The organism is Acinetobacter sp. AOR12_HL, assembly GCF_027855275.1.
GTDB classification, from domain to species: Bacteria; Pseudomonadota; Gammaproteobacteria; order Pseudomonadales; family Moraxellaceae; genus Acinetobacter; species Acinetobacter baumannii.
Map to the genome: position 1 here is coordinate 29,906 of NZ_JAKTIJ010000012.1, position 19,887 is coordinate 49,792.

A 19,887-nucleotide genomic window follows, 5' to 3' on the forward strand; every position below is an offset into this window, starting at 1 on the left:
ATATATCAACATCATAAAAAAAGATATTAAAAATAATTTATAAATATCAATAAATTAATGAGTGGCATCAATTTTGCTTTAAAGCATGAAAACCACAAAAGGATGTCACGATGACAACACTTCAAACTCAACCATTAAACACACTTTGGTATACACGCTGCCCCGTACCAACTGGTCTAGGCATTTCAATTCAAAAAGGTTGGCTCAAAGAAAAATTTAATGAGCAGCAGATTGAAATAAAATCAATTCGAGAATCAAACTCCAAAGATATTCGTAACTCCCATTTTAACCATACCCTTGCCAACTCAGTTCGACATGGCGGCAGTATTCCTGCAATTTGGGCATATGCATCTGGTCAAAAAACCAAAGTGATTGGCTTATCTTGGGCTGATGAAGTTCAATTGTTATTAACACGCTACGATTCAAACATCAAAACTGTTGCAGACTTAAAAGGCAAACGTTTTGGTATTCCACTGAATCAAGATGCAATTATTGATTTCTCACGTGCACAGGCGATTCGTGGTTTAGAGAATGCCTTAAAAATAGTGGATTTGAAGGTGAGCGATCTTGAGCTGGTCGATTGTTTACGAGCAGATATTTTAGCTGCACAGCAACAACAGCCTGAAGAAAATGATTCTAGTTTTTATGGTAATCGTAACAAAATTAATGCAAGTGCAGAAATTGTGGCATTAATTAAAGGTGATGTCGATGCTATTTTCCTAAAAGGTGCACATGCTGCGCAAATTGCTCATGATTTCGCCCTGCATACTATTATTGATATTGGCTCACATCCAGACCCTATTCTACGCTCTAATAATGGAACACCAAGAACGCTCACTGTTGATGAAGATTTTCTAACGCAATATCCAGAGCAAGCCCAAGCGATTGTCGATGCTGTTTTACAAGCAGAACAATGGGCTCATGCCCATCCCGATGAAACCCATCGTTATTTGGCAAAAGAGTGTAATAGCAGTGAACAATGGGTTCATGCGGCGTATGGTGCAGATGCGCATCTGAAACTCAACACTAACTTTGATGAGACTTCTATTGTTGCTTTACAAGACCTGAGTGACTTTCTATACCGCTGGAACTTTATTCCTGCACAGATTAATGTTCGTGAATGGCTGGCGCAGGATATTTCTATTCAAGCTCAAGTGGCTTAATACTTCAAAACAAAAAGGTTGTCTTGATGACAACCTTTTTTATTTTTAGCATCCAAATTCAAGTAACTCTAAACTATCGTAGTAGTTAGCATCGGTAATGTTAATCTCTTTAACAACAATTATTTTAACGGAGTCTTATCGAGTTTTATCCAATTTTAGGATTAGCTTTCAGCTGGAGTTACTTTGGTTTCGCCCAAAGTAACCAAAGGCATTGTCATCTGCAAAACCTGTTCTTTTCTTGGATTTATTAAAACCTCTCGTAGAAACAGCCTCTTGTTTAAACCATGCAGGTTGCAGATGACGTTTCCGAGTATCATATTTACTTTCGAACTCGGGTTATTTATTAAATTTAGTCACATTTTCCGCCTGTTTCTTCAGAAGTACCGAGTTGTATTCTCCTGGTGGAATATTATTTAAATAATAATTTCCAACATGATATAGCCTCCAGCGAATTGGATCATGCGTGGTGTGGGTTCGTGCGTTACGCCAGAAACGGTCTAGATTCCATTTCGATAAGGTTGAACTTGCGCCGAGTAATCCAAAAATTTCACTCGAAATTTTTAAAGATGCATGATCAGACTGACTACGGGTAGCAGCAACCGATAAAATCAGTTCCGTTTGTAAGTCTTCATCTTCTACATTTGCCAAATGCTGTTCAAAAATTTGTGCTGAACGATCTAACAATGCCTCAGCCGAACGGACCAAAACAGCAAACTCACCAATTTGTTTAATAATATGAGATTCATGTGTAGGTGAATCGACCCCACTTTCTACCCAAGGTCGAGCATGATGTTGTAAATAATCAATCCCGCCTTGTAATGCCCCTTTGGCAATTCCTGTGTCCATTGCAGCGTGTAAAATCTGAGGCCAAGTGAGTCCCGTACGTAAAACCGTGCCTAAACCCCCAGTATTCCGCTTAGCAATATAACGTTCATCAACAATCACATCTTTAAAATTAACAGTGCCACTGACGCTATTATTTTGTCCCATTGCATCCCAGTCATCAAGCAACTCTACTCCCTCTGTATCTCGATGAATTAAAATCGAGACTGGTCCATCATCACTACCCGCAAATAAAGAAATCCATTCTGCAAGTAAAGAGCCCGTAGAATAAAACTTACTGCCGTTTAGAATTAATTGTCCTTCTGCATTCCTTTCTACGCGTGTTTTATGCTGGAACTTATCTTTGCCTCCCACTTCTGCAAGTGCATTGCCTAAACGCTTTCCACTTAATACATCGGCAAGTAATTGATCACGAATTTCATCGTCATAGCCAGTTAAAATTCCTCGGAACATAGTGAAGTGAATCTGTAATAACTGCCCTACACCACCATCGGCAGATGAAATAATTTTCACCACATTGACCAAGGTTGAAATACTGGCACCTAAGCCTCCAAATTGCTTGGGCACAATAATCGCGGTTAAACCGGCTTCTGAAATTAAACGCGCCTGATCATAAGGGACAGTCTTGTTATAACTTGGATCTCGAGCAAATTGATTCAGTTGATCTGCTACCTCATTTGCAATCTCAAGTGCTTCTTGCTCGCTTTGAATATGTCTTACGCTACCTAATTCTAAAAAACTGTGTTGGTTAATATCGTTCATTTTTAACTCCGAAAAATCTGTTCTTTTTTATGCGCTAACTTCTAATACGTTTTTTTTAAACAAGCTTGGCGCATGGGTAAGCAAAGTTTTGGTATATATATGTTGAGGATGACTAAGCACTTGATCTGTTTCACCGTATTCAACAATATGTCCATTTTTTAATACGGCGACTCGATCTGCGATTGCACGAACAACCCCTAGGTTATGAGTCACAAATAGTAAGGTCACACCTTGCTGCTGAAGGTCTTGTAACAGTTTTAAAATAGATGCCTGAACTGAAACATCCAAAGCAGAGGTAATCTCATCACAAATCAAAACATCAGGTTGGCACAATAAAGCTCGCGCGATCGCCACTCGTTGTCGTTCCCCACCCGATAAATCTCTTGGATAGAGTTCCTGAACTTGTATAGGTAGAGAGACTTGTTTAAGTATCTGTGTGACTTTTTCTATGGCTTCTTGTCGAGATGCTCCAAAGAAATGCTGCACAACTTTAATTAAGGTCTGTCCAATCGTATGCGCTGGATTCAAGGCTTTATAAGGATTTTGAAAGATATATTGCAGTTTATGTCGTTGCCGTAAATGACGCTGTTGTCCACGCAATGACAAGACTTCATCTGCTAATGTAATTTGTCCATCTGCATTTTCATTCAGGCCAGCAATCACACGTGATAAAGTTGTCTTACCTGAGCCAGATTCACCAACCAATGCTAAACATTCACCTTTTTTGAGTTGAAATGAGATATCAAAAAGAGCCTGTTGCTGCCCATACCACGCATTAATATGTTCAACTTTCAGCAGTGCTTCTCGATCAGTTTCTCGTTCAATAACCTGATGATCAAGCTCTTTAAAATTAATCACGCCAACATGATCCGAATGGTGACAAGCAACAAAATGCGGGTCAAACTCATCTTTTAATTGAGTTAATTCAGGTTGTTTTTGACGGCATATGTCTGTGGCGAAAGTACAACGTACTGCAAAAGCACATCCGGCTGGACGCTCATTTGGTGAGGGTGCGTGTCCTTCAATTGGAGATAAATATTTACGAATGGCCACATCGGGAATGGCGTTAAGTAAACCTTGCGTATAAGGGTGTTTAGGGATTTCAAATAGTTGGGTTAATACCGCATCTTCAGCAATTCGCCCTGAATATAAAACAATCACCCGATCTGCAATATCTTTTACAACCGTTAAGTCATGCGATACATAAATAGCAGCAACATTATATTCACGGCATAATTTACGAATGATGTTCAACACCAATGTCTGTGTCGTCACATCTAAGGCGGTGGTTGGCTCATCTAAAACAATCAAACGTGGCTGTAATAAGAATGCCAAGGCCAATAAAATTCGTTGTTGCTGTCCACCTGAAAGTTGATGAGGATAACGCTTGAGAAATAGCTCATCATGAGGTAACCCCACTTCATCTAAAATTTTGGCTACTTTCTGGTATTTTTCAGCGCTTGATAACTGGGCCTGATGGACTTCTAATAATTCAAATAAATGTTGACCAATACTTAATGCTGGGTTGAGTGCCGTTCCAGGATCTTGAGCGACATGACTAATTTTATAGCCACGAACCTGACGTAAAGCATGATCATCTAAACTGAGAATATCTTCATCATCCAGTTCAATAGTTCCTTGAATAATCTTGGCGCCATGTCGTGCATAGCCCAATAAGGCACTCGATAATGTCGTTTTACCAGAACCACTCTCTCCGACCAGACCTAAAACTTCACCTTCTCGCAAGCTAAATGAGATATTAGAAACGATATGATTACCGGTGTTTACCAATGCCACAGTTAAGTCTGTTACGGTCAATACTGTATTTTTAAATGTATTTGCCATGTTTATTTTTCCTCAATCCGAGCTGCTGCACGTCCAACTCCCTCTGCCAATACATTCGTTCCGAGTGCAAATAAAGCAATTAAAATGACAGGAGCAAACACGGCCCATGGTTGAACTAATAAACCAGCACGATTTTCATTAATCATGAGTCCCCAATCTGCTGCTGGAGGTGCCACGCCATAACCTAGAAAAGCCAAACCAGATAACATACCTACTGCCCATGTCAGCATCACACCCAGATGAATGAGTAAAGGCGTCAACATGTTGGGTAAAATTTCACGAAATAAAATATAAATTTTTGAATAACCAAGAATTCGGGCGGCTTCGATATATTCCTGTTCCACTAAATTAAGTGCAACGCTTCGTGCAAGACGCACGACTCCTGGAATAAAAGCAATTGAAACCGTTAAAACAATGAGCCAAGGCTGTCGACCTAACATCGAAACAATAAGCAAGACCAATATAAGATCAGGAAAGGCCATAAAAACATCAGTCAGCCAAGTCACGAACTGATCAATCTTATTTCGGGCAAAAGCAGCTAATATGCCTAAACTAGAACCAATCACTAATGCGACCAAACTGGCAGCCAGTGTCATCCAGATAATTGAAGCACCGCCAGCAAGTACACGTGACCAAACATCATGACCAATATAGTCATAACCTAAAAATGATTTTCCCTCGGGTGGTCCATAAGTCATGCCAACCAATGCAGTGGGCTCAAATGCAACAAATATCGGGCCAACCAGTGCGAAAATCAAAACTAGAGCTGTGACTACAAATCCAAAACGTACTTGTCTTTCACGAATTAATGTTTGAAAAAAGTTTCTTTGGTACCAATGAAGTGAGCTCATTTCCCACCTCCTTGCTGAATATTCTTTAAAGCATTGCGACGATCGACAGGTTTTACCGTAATTGGTCGGCCAGACTTCCATAAACGTAATGCCTGACGTCGCCCTGGCGAACGTGCTTTATGTCTTTTTGCAGTTCGTATTTTTGGTGTGAGTAAAGTCGTGATTAAATCTGCAATTAAATTAACAACCACCACACAAATAGTGAGCAATAAAACGATTGCTTGAATGGTCGGGATATCCCTCATTTCGATTGCTGCATTGAGCGCATTACCAATACCGGGGTAACTGAAAACCACCTCAATAATGAGAGCACCACTCAGCAAAACTCGTATGGTCAATGCTGTACCCTGCACCACAGGAACCAATGCATTTGGTAAAACATGTTTCCAAATAATCCGGCGCTCAGGAATACCACGCAGTCGTGCAGAGGTCACATATTCCGACTCTAGCGCATCAATCATTGAACCACGTACTAAACGCATCAGATATGGAATGAGTGATAAAGCTAAAGTTAAAATTGGTAAAATTAAAAACTCTAGTTGGCTATAAGGAGACTCATTAGGAATCAGTAACGAGGCCGCTGGTAATATATGTAAAACCGATGTTGAAAAAAACATCATTAACCAAATCGCAATAACAAACCCCGGCACCGCTTTAAACACAATAGAGCTAGAGACAATAATACGATCGAGTTTGCTATCGCGATGAAGCGAGAGCCACACACCTAACACGACTGAAATCGGTACAGTAACAACAATCACGAGGTTCGTGAGTGCAACTGTATTACCAAAATAATTCTGAATAATTTCTAAAACAGGCACATTGGAATCAATCGAGCGTCCAAAATTACCTTGTAACAATTGACTCAACCAATGCCAGTATTGAAGCAATATCGGATCATTTAATCCCAATTGTTCACGAAGTATTTGTACCGTCGCTTCAGGTGCTTCTGGTCCTAAAATGACGCGAGCCGGGTCAGATGGAAGTGCTTGTGTTGCAATAAAAACAATGAGACTAATAACAAATACAACCAATACCCCTGACACCAAACGTGTCAAAAACCAAGGTAACCATGCAGGAAATTCAAATGACTTGGCAATTGTTGGTTGTTGAATAGATGCTTCTATTTTGCTGGATTGAATTGTCATATTGGTTACCCTCTACGCCAGAATTCATCTGTACGCCACGCAGCAAAACCAGTGCGATCAGGGGTTACACCACCAATTTGGTTCGAATGTGCATCAAGGACATTATTAAAGCCCCAAATGAGTAAACCACCTTGCTCATGTTGAATATGCTGTGCTTCATGAACAAGAACTTTTCGTTTTTCCAAATCGGGTTGTTGCAATGCTGCATGCACTAGTTCCGTAAAACGCTCATTCTTAAAACGAGTTTTATTATTTGCCGCACCTGGTCCATCAATTTGCAAAACTGTTAATAAGAAAGGACGTGAAACGTTCGAGCCTGTACTAAATGCCCAATCTTGTTTTACTGCATCCGCAAAGGTAGCAGCCTCAACCTGTTTAACATTAATAATGACACCTGCCTGAGCAGCATGTTGAGCAAAAACTAATGCAGCATTGCTATCTGGGCCTGTATATAAATCGACAGTCAAACTATTATTAAAACCAGCTTCTTTGAGTAGCGCTTTTGCTTTATTTAAATCTTGCTTGCGCTGCGCAATACTGTGGTCATATACAGGATCACTAAACGAATAAAGGTCATTTGCAACTCGTCCTTGCCCAGCTAAAGCACGTTTGACCAAATCGTCTCTATTAGCAATCAATCTAAAAGCTTGTCGTACCCGAAGATCATTGAACGGCGCTTTAGCCGTATTCATATCAAATGATTGCCAAGCATCGGTTTCTGATGAAACAAGATTTAGCCGTTTATTAGATTGAATTAAAGAAATATGCTCAGCACTTACTCCAGATGCAATATCAATTTGACCAGATTGCAAAGCAGCAAGACGCCCTGTTTGATCTTTAAAATCAATAATTTCTATTGCATCGGCATAAGGTTGATTTTCTTTCCAGTAATTTTCAAAACGTACAAAACGTGAACGCTGGCCGGGTGTAAAACTTTCAAGCTTAAAGGGACCAGCACCAACTACATTTTTAACTGGGTCATAATCTGTAGGAACAATACCACCCCAGCTCATCCATGCTTCTGGTAAAGCAACCAATCCCTTTCCTTGAGAAAAAGGAATTTCAACGGTGTATTCATCGCGCTTTTTAATTGCATCTCTTTGCAAAGAATAAAGATAAGCTGCGAATGGCGAGGCAAGTTTTGGGTCGGTCAAACGGCGTAAAGAGAAAATAACATCATCAGCTGTAATGGTTTTACCGTGGTGAAATTCGAGTCCTTTTTTAAGGCGAATGGTCCATTTCGTTCCGTCATTATTAGGTTCAGCAAATTCAGCAAGGGCAAGTTTTGGCTGAATATCTCTGCCCCATTCCCATAACTTTGCATATAAAGGCCAGCCTCTAAACGCACTAGACATACCAATAGGTTTATGTGCATCTAAATTGCCTGCTTGGTTACCATTGATCACTCCAATTTTGATAACACCACCTTTTTTCGGCGTATCATTTTGGGGGGTAGCGGCAGTAGCGCTTTCAGACGATGAAGAGTCAGGTTTAGAACATCCTATAAGGCTAATTGCAGCAAAAGCGCCAACACCTAATCCCGTCTGTTTAATGAGTTCTCTACGTGTAATTTTATTCATGCCTTCTCCCTTAAACCACGACTTCTTGATTCAAGAGGGAATCAATGGATGAATTTTTATTTAGCTTAGGTAACTCAAAACCATGATCTAGCTCTAATAATGGAAACAATAAATCTGCTACCCGATAGGCTTCTCCAATTAAAGGGAAACCAGACAAGATAAAGGTTGATACACCATAGCTTTCGTATTCTTTAATCCGTTTGGCAATATTTTCAGCACTACCAACTAAGGCAGTTCCTGCGGCTGGGTTTAAAATATCGAAACCAAATAAAGATGGGCCAGTCCAAACATTAGGATAAATTTCAAAATCTTTAGCTTGAGGCAAATCACCTCGACGTAATTGTTCTAAGTTCTTTTGAATAGATGGGTTGTTGCTTTGATAACTCTCAAAACTTTCATTTGGAGGAAGCTGTCGTTTAACAGCTTCGATTGCATAATTTACATCAATCTTGTCAAGTAACGATTGAGCATATTGCCAAGCCTCTTCTTCTGTTTCCCGAACAATAATTTGTAATCGAGTCCCAAATTCTAAAGTTCGGCCAATTTTTGCTGCCTCAGCCGCAACCTTGCTAAACTTTTTTCCAAGTAATGGTGGTGTATTCGCAAAACTTAAATACACATCTAATAATTCAACAGAATGCTGAACGCCTTTGGCAGAAGTTCCTGCTCCCCACAAAGGAACACCCTGCTTTTGAGTTGGACCACGCCATTTGGACATTGGAGATCCACCCTCTAAGCGTGGAGCAATTTGAATAAACTCGCCCTCAAATCCCGAGGTATCACCTAAGTAGTTTTGTTGAAATGCATTCCAGTATTCTTTACTAAAGTCATAACGCTCATCATGAGTATAGTGAATGCCTAAAGCTGCCAAACCCTTATCATTTCCATTGACGACATTAAATAACAAACGCCCTTTAGAAAATGCATCAAAAGTTTGCGCATATTTTGCCAAAACTGCTGGTTGGACTTCTCCAGGATGTTGGGCAACCAGAAACTTTAAACGTTCAGTAAATGGAATTAAACTTGCAGCAACAGCAAGTGTTTCATACTCACTTGTATCCATGAGTGAACCGTAAAAACCAAGTCGATCTGCGGTAATCGCAATCTGTTGCAAGTGTTCATAATCGGTATCCCACCGCCCAGATTCCAACCAAGGATATGGTCCATCTGGAGAAGTGAGATACCATAAAAGTTTTACAGCCATAGTATTCTCGATCTTTATTTTTTAATCTTTATCTAATTCAGGGGAAGTAAACCCAGCGATTTTGCTTTTTCAGTCAATCCGCTCATTTTCCATTGCTGATGTAAAACCCCTTGCCCGTATTCTCGGCTGCCACCGACTAATTCAGCCAGCAGCTGAATTTGAGCACCTTCTTCAAGCAATAAAATAAATTCAGCAGTTTCCTGTAGTCCTTGGCGTCCCCATACAGTTGCTCCACCATTGGCTTCCAAAATGGCCCGATGTTCAATATCAACTTTGAGTTGATCTAAAATAAAATCCACTTCAGCTTGACGGCGATCAATGTAAATCGGCAACTCTTTAAATAAATGGAAGCGCTGAACAGGCACATAGCGGATCGGTAAAGTACGATGGGTTTGAGCCCATGCGCCTAAATTCGGCGCGTGTACATGAGATATTGTGGTGACATCTGCATGCTCTTTAAAAAGCTTGTTATAGCGCCCACCTGCACTTTTTCTTCCCAATAAAACTTCACGATCAATGGTCTCCACCAATACTTTGCTTTTTTTATCTTTAGACCACGGTCCTGCATAGTTAAAAGTGACTAAGGTATTTTCAGGTCCACGTTCAACAAAATTAACTGTTCCATTTGCAGTAATTGTTCTTGTTTCACGGAATACTTCAAAAGCAAATTCAGCTTTTTCACGGTTCAATTCGATAAAGTCATTGAGTTCACGAGATAATGGCGTTTGAATAAGTGTTGTCATGGTCAAATCCTCTTTAAAAATTTTTATTTTGACGGCGTTTTAAAACTTCGAGTAAAGGACGATGATCAACCCATGTTTCAATATCGACATCGCGCTCTAAGAAGCCATGCAACCAAAGAAAATCTTTTTGTTGTTTTAATAGCTCTAAACGGTCTTCACTTAATGACGGATGTAAAGACTTATGAAAATTATTTCGATAGGCTGTTGCAACACTTTCTGCTCCTGCAATCGTTTCATCTTCTAAAATGACCAAGACCTCATCTAAATGATCTTGTGCCCAATCTGCGGTATCAAACAACTCTTCAAGAAAATCGACGACCACATCAAAATGATCTTCTAATAGGTCTTCATGGACCGTAATGGGACGAGGTGTACCGTTATTAACACGAGAAGTCACATCTTCAAATTTATCTAAATCAATCCCAACTTTTAGGCCACGTTTAGTTGCAGCTTCAACAGCAGAAGCTCCTTTTACATACACGGCATCAACTTCACCTGTAATTAATGCATCAAGACCTGACCAATACGTACTCGCATCACGATTCTCCTTAGATCCAGCACGTTCAGGTACTTCAATAAAATTCACATCACGAAAAGTGAGATTGGCAAGTTGTAAAGCACCACGAATACCTTGCAATGACATGGCTCTAAAAATACTGCCAGCACGTTTGTCAGCATATTCTGGTAAAGCTACTTTCGCATTTTTTAAATGCTCTGGCTGGCTAATATCTGAATCAGGTCGCACAATAATGACTTGCCACTCATCAATCCAAGTCAATCCAATGAGTCGGCTTGGCGCGCCTTCAGAGCGTGCGGCTAACGCAGGTACATTTCCACCCTCTCGGAACAGAGCTGGCAATTGATGATCAAAATGATGGACCGATAAACCTTTACGCGCATCTTGCAAGACAGCAACATCAATGCCGTGTTTTTCAAACTTTTTAACTAAAGTACCGCGTTTTAATGAAATACCTGTTGCTGTGGGTACTGGACATCGAGTGACCCAAATTTCAGACAGGATGTTTTTTACAAATTCTTTAGAATTTTCTTTTTTATCTACTACAAGTGACATACGGATTCCTTAGGATAATTCCACTTTCATCACTTACATTGAGCAGCTTTTATGCCAATTTAATTTATTATTTATTTTCAAATGTTTATGCAAATATAGTAGGATTGGAAATGTTTATATTTCATCATTTTTCAAGGCTAGTGTTGTTTTATCAACAATTATTTTAGACAAATATAACTTTCTATATATTTGTTATGACCACTTTTTAATTCAATGATTTTTTAGGATGCCAGAACACTATCTTCTAGATATAAGTATCAGAAAGCTAAGGATTCAATGTTTATATATAAAAAAACATCAGTTATCTCATCTCACTAATACTATGGACTGAAATCAATTCTACATAGGCTTCATTAAAAAATATCCTTATATTACTGCTCATTAAGGTAACAAGTTCAGTTAAACATACGATCTTTCAGATCTAAAGCTCTCTTTACGTAGCTTTAAAGTTATTTGGCTGAACATCACTATCTGAGCAAAAATATAACACTCATCATTCTCTATTTAGCTTTACATAGCTAACATAATTTTATTGATCACCGTATAGCTTTTCTTAGAATCTTTGCTGCACTTAAATTTAGATGATCATCCTTGGCTAAAGAATTAAAATTTAAATTAAATTTCAGATGAACCATGCTCCTTACTACTCAATTAAATTCTAACAACTTTATCATTACGGAAATTTTAAAATAATCATTCTGATACTCAAATTTCTGTATTCCTCTTGAATACTTTAAAGATTAAATCTTCTAATTTAGTTCGCCTTATTATTGTATAATTACCTTATGTTCTTAAGTAAAATTAAATAAATACAAGAATTATTTATAACCTATTCAAAAGTAATTTTATTTTTCATATTTTAATTTGTATAAATAAAAAATCTAAGCTAAACCATCTCTTAATTTTCATTAATATATATTATTTCAACAAATATTATGGTTAATTAAATTATTTTTTAATCTGGTATTCTAAGTTAAATTTTTATAATTTTAATTAAAGTATTTATTATCAATAATTTAATTTTACAATAACCAAGATACATTAATATTTGTAAAGTGTGATTTAATTATCGTTTTAATAAAATAGATGTAGAAATAAAACCTATTTATACAAATTAAATAATTAATGAGATATAGGTCACATATTATATTATGTTTTTTAATTGAAATTGATTTATATATTGTTTTTAAATAAAAAATATTGTATCACTTATAGTAACTATTTAATAAATAGGTACTTATAAAATGAAAAATAATATATTTAAAATTTTGGTTTTGGTGGTATTTTCTACTTCCCCACTATTTTGTTATGCAAATAACACAATAATGATTAAAGGAAATATTGTTGAAGACACATGCTCAACAAAAAGTAATGAGATAGAATGTAACGAAGTCAACAATTTGAATATTAAACTTGATAGTGAATATTTAAATAAAGATAGTCTCTATAAATTAGCTCAACATACAGAGAAGATGGACACTAGCATTGAAAGTCTAGGTTCTAATCGAAAGATTATACTTATCAATTATCATTAAGCTCATTTCATCACATTTGATCTTATTACTATAGAAGCTGGCAAAAGAGTGATTCATACAATTCAGCATAATTTTTTATGAATTGGGTATTGGGTCACTCTTTTTCTGAAAAAATGTCTATTTGTATATTTTTTCTATATACATCTGCATAATTTATTCTATATAATTGTATTGTAAGAATTTAAGCTTATTCTTCACGTAAATTGTTTAATTCTTTTCCAGTTACATAGTAGCCTTATGTAATTTTCTTATCTCTACGATTCCTTTCTTCTAAACAATAAAAACTATCTATAAAACAGTTGTATAAGCTGTGTTAACTAGCTGTTAACTGAATCCTAAAAGTGCGACACAATTAAAACTATAAAAAAATAATGTGACATAGTTTGCATTTTGTTTAAAAAGTGTTAGCATTGTTACATTACTTTTCAAGATGTCAAACACTGGAAAAGTAAGGAATTAAACTTTTATCCAGACTTTTGAGAAAACACTATGAAAAAACTTGCTTTGATCGCTGCTCTTTCGGTTGTAGGGATTGCGAATGCTCAAGCTGCTGATGGTACAATTACAATTAATGGTTTAGTTACAGACAAAACCTGTAACATCGCTACTCCAGCTGGTAAAGATTTCACAGTGACTCTTCCAACTGTTTCTAAACAAACTTTAGCTGCTGCTGGGAATGTTGCTGGTCGTACTCCTTTCCAAATTAAATTAGATAAATGTTCTGAAGGTAAAGTAGCTACTTACTTTGAGCCAGGTGCAACTGTTGACTTCAATACTGGTCGTTTAATTAACACAGATGCTACTGGTGCTAAAAACGTTAATGTTCAACTTTTAGGTAGTAACAATAATTTCATCCCTGTACTTGCTGCGGGTACAAATGGTGCTCAAGCTAATTCTCAATGGGTTGATGTAAGTGCAACTGGTACTGCTGACCTTAACTACTATGCTGAATACTATGCAACTGGTGCTTCTACTGCTGGTAAAGTAACTACTTCTGTTCAATACACAATTATCTATCAATAATTAATTGATAGCGGGGTTTCTATGTCCGCATGGAAACCCTGTTTTGTGTAGCACTTTCCTGAATCTTTCTTGGTTGAGAACTCGAAAATGAAATTGAACAGTTATAATTTTTTGTTAGGTCTGGCGTTTGCTTCATCTGTTGCTGCTCCTGCCGCTCAAGCAGAAATTGTAATTCATGGTACCCGTGTAATTTATCCGTCGGATGCTAGAGAAGTTACGCTACAAGTTAGCAATAACGGTTCAAAGCCAGCACTTGTCCAAGCTTGGATTGATGAAGGTGATCCAAAAAGTACTCCGGATCAATCAAAAGTTCCTTTTATGATTGCTCCTCCAATTTCTCGTGTTGAAGCGACAAAAAGTCAGACGCTTCGTATTACTGCCCTTCCAAATGCTTCTCAATTTAACCAGAAGCAAGAAACTGTTTTGTGGTTAAACGTTTTGGATATTCCACCAAGACCTACCTCAAAAAATGCAGATACGACACCTGATAACTTCTTACAACTTGCAATTCGTTCCCGGATTAAATTCTTCTATCGTCCGGCTTCAATTAAAGAAGATGCGAATTTAGCAGCAGATAAGCTTCAATGGGTTAAATCTGGTCAGAATTTAACGGTAAAAAATCCAACTCCTTTCCACATTACGATGACTTCTGTTTATCAAAAGGTTGGAGATAAAAAAGTTGATTTATTGCCTCAAGGGCTAATGGTTAAGCCTTTTTCTGAAGAGTCTGTTCAGCTTAAGAATAGCAACCTTCAGGATATGAGTTTTATTAATGTCAACGACTATGGTGGTCGAGTCGAACACCAAATAAAACTTCAGTAATCAGATTATCTTTTTAATAAATTTAAGCACCTATTATGTGAGTAGGCGGACTTAGCTATGCCAAAAAAAAGGCAAGAATCTTATAAATTATTAAAACGCCATATTTGTTATTACTTGGCTTCTGGCGTTGTTACAATGACAATGCCTGTGTTCGTGCATGCTGAAGAAGCAGCTGCGAGTGCGCCTGTAGAAGCTGAATTTGATTCTGCTTTTTTAATTGGTGACGCTCAGAAAGTCGATATTTCTCGATTTAAGTACGGCAACCCTGTTTTACCAGGTGAATATAACGTTGACGTTTATGTAAATGGTCAATGGTTTGGTAAACGCCGCATGATTTTCAAGGCATTAGATCCAAATCAAAATGCCGTAACTTGTTTTACTGGAATGAATCTTCTTGAATACGGCGTAAAACAAGAAATTTTAACCAAGCACGCTCCCCTTCAAAAAGAAAATAATAGTTGTTATAAAATTGAAGAATGGGTAGAAAACGCATTTTATGAATTCGATACGTCTCGTTTACGTGTAGATATTTCAATTCCTCAAGTCGCATTACAAAAAAATGCTCAAGGCTATGTCGACCCAAGCGTATGGGATCGCGGGATTAATGCCGGCTTTTTGTCTTATAGTGGTAGTGCGTATAAAACTTTTAATCAGTCTGGTGACCGAAGCGAAACGACTAATGCTTTTATGGGGGTTACGGCTGGTCTAAATTTAGCAGGTTGGCAATTACGTCATAATGGTCAGTGGCAATGGCAAGATACGCCTGCGGAAAATCAATCTAAATCAGACTATCAAGAAACAAGCACCTATTTACAAAGAGCTTTTCCTAAATATCGTGGTGTTTTAACACTTGGGGATAGTTTTACAAACGGCGAAGTATTTGACTCATATGGTTATCGTGGTATCGATTTTTCAAGTGATGATCGAATGCTACCGAATAGTATGCTTGGTTATGCTCCACGTATCCGTGGTAATGCAAAAACCAATGCAAAAGTTGAAGTACGTCAACAGGGGCAATTGATTTACCAAACAACGGTTGCACCAGGTAATTTCGAAATTAATGACCTTTACCCTACCGGCTTTGGTGGTGAAATTGAAGTTTCTGTTATCGAAGCGAATGGTGAAATACAGAAATTTTCTGTGCCTTATGCCTCTGTTGTACAGATGTTACGCCCAGGCATGAACCGTTACTCATTAACTGTAGGTCAGTTCCGTGATCAAGACATTGATCTGGACCCTTGGATTATTCAGGGTAAATACCAACAAGGTATTAATAACTATTTAACCGGCTATACCGGAATTCAAGCATCTGAGAATTACGCTGCAATATTGCTTGGTGCTGCCGTTGCTACACCAATTGGAGCAATTGCATTCGACGTGACTCACTCTGAAGCTGAGTTTGAAAAACAGGCTTCACAATCAGGTCAAAGTTTCCGTTTAAGTTATAGTAAGTTAATTACGCCGACCAACACAAACTTAACACTTGCAGCTTACCGTTATTCAACCGAAAACTTCTATAAATTGCGCGATGCCCTGCTTATACGTGACTTGGAAGAAAAAGGTGTAAACACTTATGCTGCTGGTCGTCAACGTAGTGAGTTCCAGATTACTTTAAACCAAGGGTTACCTGAGGGTTGGGGTAACTTCTATGTGGTAGGTTCATGGGTAGATTACTGGAATCGTAGCGAGAGTACTAAACAGTATCAGATTGGTTATAGTAATAACTACCATGGTTTAACTTATGGTTTATCTGCAATTAACCGTAAGGTTGAGTACGGCTCAAATGATGCGTCGCATGATACTGAATATTTAATGACGCTTTCATTCCCAATTAACTTTAAGAAGAATTCAGTCAACGTCAACGTTACTGCTTCTGAAGACAGCCGTACTGTTGGTGCAAGTGGAATGGTGGGTGATCGCTTTAGTTATGGCGCTTCTGTGTCACATCAAGACTATGCGAACCCAACATTTAACGCAAATGGTCGTTACCGTACTAACTATGCAACTGTTGGCGGCTCTTATAGTATTGCTGATTCTTACCAACAAGCAATGGTAAGTTTAAGCGGTAGTGTTGTTGCTCACTCAGATGGTATTTTATTTGGACCTGAGCAAGGCCAAACCATGGTACTTGTGCATGCACCTGATGCTGCTGGAGCAAAAGTGAATAACACGGTTGGTCTAAGTGTAAATAAAGCGGGTTATGCAGTAGTTCCTTATGTTACGCCATACCGCCTTAATGACATTACTCTTGACCCACAAGAAATGTCGAGCGAAGTTGAACTTGAAGAAACAAGTCAACGTATTGCCCCATTTGCTGGTGCAATTGCTAAAGTAGATTTTGCGACTAAGACAGGCTATGCAGTTTACATTAATAGTAAAACTGCTGATGGCAACAGTTTGCCGTTTGCAGCGCAAGTCTTTAACCAGAAAGATGAAGCTGTAGGTATTGTTGCACAAGGGAGTATGATTTACTTACGTACACCCCTCGCTCAAGATCGTCTCTATGTTAAATGGGGCGATGAAAGTAATGAACGTTGTTCGGTTGAGTACAACATCAGTAATGAGTTGCAAAATAAACAACAAAGCATAGTTATGACTGAGGCTGTATGCAAATGAAAAGAATATTATTAACGGGTTTTTTATTTACGGCAGGCCTTGGTGTATATGGTGAAGCTAATGCTGCTTGTACTCCTGAAACTGGATTTAAGACTCTAGACGTTCCTATGGCAGTTGGACGTGTGGTAGTTCGCCCAACTGATGAAGTTGGAAAGGTATTAAGGAAAGCTACCTTCCCTATTTCTTCCAATGGCTCAACTTACTGGTGTGATTCATATGGAGGATATTTAGAAGCTAATCTTACACAAAATTATCCTATTAGCTCCATCGGAAATAATGTCTATTCAACAAATATTCCTGGGATTGGTATTCGTTTATACCGTGAAGCAGAAAATGCTACAAATTTCTCTGGTTATTATCCTTATAGAGCGGCCACCCAAAGAAGTAGAAGGTATACGCTAGCAACAGGATATTTTGTAGTGGAGATTGTTAAAACTGAAACACAGACTGGCTCAGGTACCTTAGTACCCGGTCGTTATAGTACTTATAATGCCTCTGGCTATTCAGCTGTTCCTTGGTTAACAAGTACTGTGTATGGTAATGCAATTACCATTGCTTCTTCTTCATGTGAAATTCAGGGTAATATCAATAAAGTTGTACAGCTGCCAACAGTTACAAAGGCAGGTTTTAAAGGTGTTGGCTCAACTCAAGGCGACCAAACCTTTGATATGAACATTCTATGTAATGGTGGTATTAACCCAACAGGTTATGAAGAGAAAAACCTCATTAGCTTAACTTACGACTTTACCCAAGACGGAACAAATAATCAGGTCCTAGCAAATACTGCTCCGACATCTGAAAAAGCAAATGGTGTAGGTGTACAGTTACTCTGGAATTATCAAAATAAAAATCAAGTCATCAAAAAAGGTGACAAATTAGCCTTAGGTACCTTGTCTTCTAACCAGACAATTCAATATAACGTACCAATGACTGCCCGCTACTATCAAACAGCAACAAATGTGACGGCTGGTAAAGTACGTGCAATGGCTACTGTAACTATTGAATATGATTAATCATATTCAATAGTTTATAAACTTAATAATTTCAAATATTTAAATATTAATAATAAATTTTAATTTATCACTACTTTCAAAAAATTTAACACTTAACTCGATAGGAACATTTATGAAAAAAATAGGTATAGTTGCTGTTGGTGCAATCACATTATATTGGGCTATGTATGAGATGTCTTTTGATAATACCAATACAGTAACGCATAATGAGGCTAGCCAAAAAGTCACATCTAAAAACTTTTCATCATAAGTGCAATATCAATAGATGCTGAACAATTATTTGGACAAGAGTTGTCTAACAAACTCATTACTGACCGTAATGCATTACAGTTTAACTACCCTCAGAGTACAACCGATATCTGTGTAATGCTATTTAAGATATAAAACTATCAAGTGTAAAAAAGGGCTGAATCACAGCCCTTTTCTTTCGTTTAGAAATGAATGACAGTACGAATTGATTTACCTTCGTGCATTAAATCAAAAGCGGTATTAATGTCTTGTAGAGGCATAGTATGAGTCACAAAAGGTTCAAGTTGAATATCGCCTTTCATGGCATCTTCGACCATTTTAGGAAGTTGTGAACGGCCTTTTACTCCACCAAAAGCAGTGCCTAACCATTTACGGCCTGTAACTAACTGGAATGGACGAGTCGAAATTTCTTGCCCTGCACCAGCAACGCCAATAATAACGGATTGTCCCCAACCACGATGTGCACACTCTAGAGCCGAGCGCATAACATTGACGTTACCGATACATTCAAATGAATGATCTACGCCCCAGCCTGTCATTTCTACAATCACTTGCTGAATAGGTTGGTCATAATCTTTTGGATTTAAGAAATCGGTAGCACCAAACTGTTTAGCAAGTTCAAATTTATCTGGGTTGGTATCTACGACAATAATGCGCCCTGCTTTCGCTTGACGTGCACCTTGTACAACAGCTAAACCAATACCGCCTAAACCAAATACGGCAACCGAATCACCTTCTTGTACTTTAGCTGTGTTATGCACGGCGCCAATACCGGTCGTTACACCACATCCAAGTAAACAAACTTGTTCGTGATTCGCTTCAGGATTGATTTTAGCTAAAGAGACTTCCGCAACTACTGTATATTCACTAAAGGTTGAACAACCCATGTAGTGGTAAATCGGTTGGCCATTATAAGAAAAACGTGTAGTGCCATCCGGCATTACACCTTTACCTTGAGTAGCACGTACCGCAACACACAAGTTAGTTTTTCCAGATTTACAGAATAAGCATTCTTTACATTCAGCGGTATAAAGTGGAATCACGTGGTCGCCAGGTTGAACACTTGTTACGCCCTCGCCTACTTCAACTACAACACCTGCACCTTCATGACCTAAAATCGCTGGGAAAACACCTTCTGGGTCATCGCCAGATAATGTAAAAGCATCGGTATGACATACCCCTGTATGGGTAATTTTTATTAAAACCTCACCAGCCTTGGGTGGTGCAACATCAACTTCAACAATTTCTAAAGGTTTTCCTGGGGCAAAGGCGACAGCTGCACGAGATTTCATCTTTGGGTTTCCTTTATATCATTCGGTACTTATAGTCGAGCAAAATAGATTATGTAACCGTAATACAAGAGCTTAATTTTGCTTAAATTAAAATTGGCTTTCATGACAATCCATCACAGCATAGCC

Annotated in this window: 15 protein-coding genes and 2 pseudogenes; 8 read left to right on the forward strand and 9 right to left on the reverse strand. The window is 38.1% G+C overall.

Annotation, left to right across the window (positions count from 1 at the left end):
* Nucleotides 1–110 precede the first annotated feature (110 nt).
* Nucleotides 111–1,163 carry an ABC transporter substrate-binding protein gene (locus MKL36_RS04415; protein WP_000209743.1) on the forward strand — a complete coding sequence of 351 codons (1,053 nt, stop codon included), beginning with the start codon at nucleotides 111–113 and terminating at the stop codon, nucleotides 1,161–1,163.
* A gap of 336 nt (nucleotides 1,164–1,499) precedes the next feature.
* Here the strand turns inward: MKL36_RS04415 and MKL36_RS04420 are convergent, their stop codons facing one another.
* The 8 genes from MKL36_RS04420 to MKL36_RS04455 are packed head-to-tail and all read right to left on the reverse strand — an operon-like array spanning nucleotide 1,500 to nucleotide 11,211.
* Complete coding sequence (locus MKL36_RS04420) at nucleotides 1,500–2,768, reverse strand: acyl-CoA dehydrogenase family protein (protein WP_021510746.1); 1,269 nt, start codon at nucleotides 2,766–2,768, stop codon at nucleotides 1,500–1,502.
* A 27-nt stretch (nucleotides 2,769–2,795) separates the two neighbouring features.
* A complete protein-coding gene (locus MKL36_RS04425) occupies nucleotides 2,796–4,613 on the reverse strand; it encodes an ABC transporter ATP-binding protein (protein WP_086374113.1) in 1,818 nt (605 codons plus the stop codon).
* 2 nt (nucleotides 4,614–4,615) lie between these two features.
* Nucleotides 4,616–5,464 carry an ABC transporter permease gene (locus tag MKL36_RS04430; protein ID WP_021510748.1) on the reverse strand — a complete coding sequence of 283 codons (849 nt, stop codon included), beginning with the start codon at nucleotides 5,462–5,464 and terminating at the stop codon, nucleotides 4,616–4,618.
* Nucleotides 5,461–6,612: an ABC transporter permease gene (locus tag MKL36_RS04435; protein ID WP_000155280.1), complete on the reverse strand. Its 1,152-nt coding sequence runs from the start codon at nucleotides 6,610–6,612 to the stop codon at nucleotides 5,461–5,463. The genes MKL36_RS04430 and MKL36_RS04435 overlap by 4 nt, the downstream gene beginning before the upstream one ends.
* Nucleotides 6,613–6,617: 5 nt before the next feature.
* Nucleotides 6,618–8,192, reverse strand: a complete 1,575-nt coding sequence (locus tag MKL36_RS04440; protein ID WP_001033950.1) for an ABC transporter substrate-binding protein — start codon at nucleotides 8,190–8,192, stop codon at nucleotides 6,618–6,620.
* Between the two features lie 10 nt (nucleotides 8,193–8,202).
* A complete protein-coding gene (locus tag MKL36_RS04445) occupies nucleotides 8,203–9,396 on the reverse strand; it encodes an LLM class flavin-dependent oxidoreductase (RefSeq protein WP_021510749.1) in 1,194 nt (397 codons plus the stop codon).
* Between the two features lie 32 nt (nucleotides 9,397–9,428).
* Complete coding sequence (locus tag MKL36_RS04450; RefSeq protein ID WP_021510750.1) at nucleotides 9,429–10,139, reverse strand: class II aldolase/adducin family protein; 711 nt, start codon at nucleotides 10,137–10,139, stop codon at nucleotides 9,429–9,431.
* Nucleotides 10,140–10,152: 13 nt separating this feature from the next.
* The gene (locus MKL36_RS04455) at nucleotides 10,153–11,211 is read right to left on the reverse strand and encodes an ABC transporter substrate-binding protein (protein WP_000060709.1); all 1,059 of its coding nucleotides are present in this window, start codon (nucleotides 11,209–11,211) and stop codon (nucleotides 10,153–10,155) included.
* 1,244 nt (nucleotides 11,212–12,455) lie between these two features.
* Between MKL36_RS04455 and MKL36_RS04460 the strand changes: the two genes are divergently transcribed.
* The 7 genes and pseudogenes from MKL36_RS04460 to MKL36_RS04490 form a co-directional block, all read left to right on the forward strand.
* On the forward strand, nucleotides 12,456–12,746 hold the full coding sequence (locus MKL36_RS04460; RefSeq protein WP_021510751.1) for a hypothetical protein: 291 nt from the start codon (nucleotides 12,456–12,458) through the stop codon (nucleotides 12,744–12,746).
* A gap of 489 nt (nucleotides 12,747–13,235) precedes the next feature.
* Nucleotides 13,236–13,769, forward strand: coding sequence for a fimbrial protein (locus MKL36_RS04465; RefSeq protein ID WP_000731824.1), 534 nt, complete (start codon nucleotides 13,236–13,238; stop codon nucleotides 13,767–13,769).
* Nucleotides 13,770–13,856: 87 nt separating this feature from the next.
* Nucleotides 13,857–14,591, forward strand: coding sequence for a fimbrial biogenesis chaperone (locus MKL36_RS04470; RefSeq protein ID WP_002067644.1), 735 nt, complete (start codon nucleotides 13,857–13,859; stop codon nucleotides 14,589–14,591).
* A gap of 57 nt (nucleotides 14,592–14,648) precedes the next feature.
* Nucleotides 14,649–17,207 carry a fimbria/pilus outer membrane usher protein gene (locus tag MKL36_RS04475; RefSeq protein WP_001124961.1) on the forward strand — a complete coding sequence of 853 codons (2,559 nt, stop codon included), beginning with the start codon at nucleotides 14,649–14,651 and terminating at the stop codon, nucleotides 17,205–17,207.
* Nucleotides 17,204–18,220: a fimbrial protein gene (locus MKL36_RS04480; RefSeq protein WP_021510752.1), complete on the forward strand. Its 1,017-nt coding sequence runs from the start codon at nucleotides 17,204–17,206 to the stop codon at nucleotides 18,218–18,220. Before MKL36_RS04475 ends, MKL36_RS04480 begins: the two co-directional genes overlap by 4 nt.
* Nucleotides 18,221–18,332: 112 nt before the next feature.
* Nucleotides 18,333–18,467, forward strand: a pseudogene (locus MKL36_RS04485) (DUF4882 domain-containing protein); the annotation flags it as partial.
* A pseudogene (locus tag MKL36_RS04490) lies at nucleotides 18,467–18,604 on the forward strand (DUF4882 family protein); the annotation flags it as partial. The pseudogenes MKL36_RS04485 and MKL36_RS04490, both read left to right, overlap by 1 nt.
* Before the next feature lie 47 nt (nucleotides 18,605–18,651).
* Here MKL36_RS04490 and MKL36_RS04495 read toward each other — a convergent pair.
* A complete protein-coding gene (locus tag MKL36_RS04495; protein ID WP_000842127.1) occupies nucleotides 18,652–19,761 on the reverse strand; it encodes an S-(hydroxymethyl)glutathione dehydrogenase/class III alcohol dehydrogenase in 1,110 nt (369 codons plus the stop codon).
* Nucleotides 19,762–19,887 lie beyond the last annotated feature (126 nt).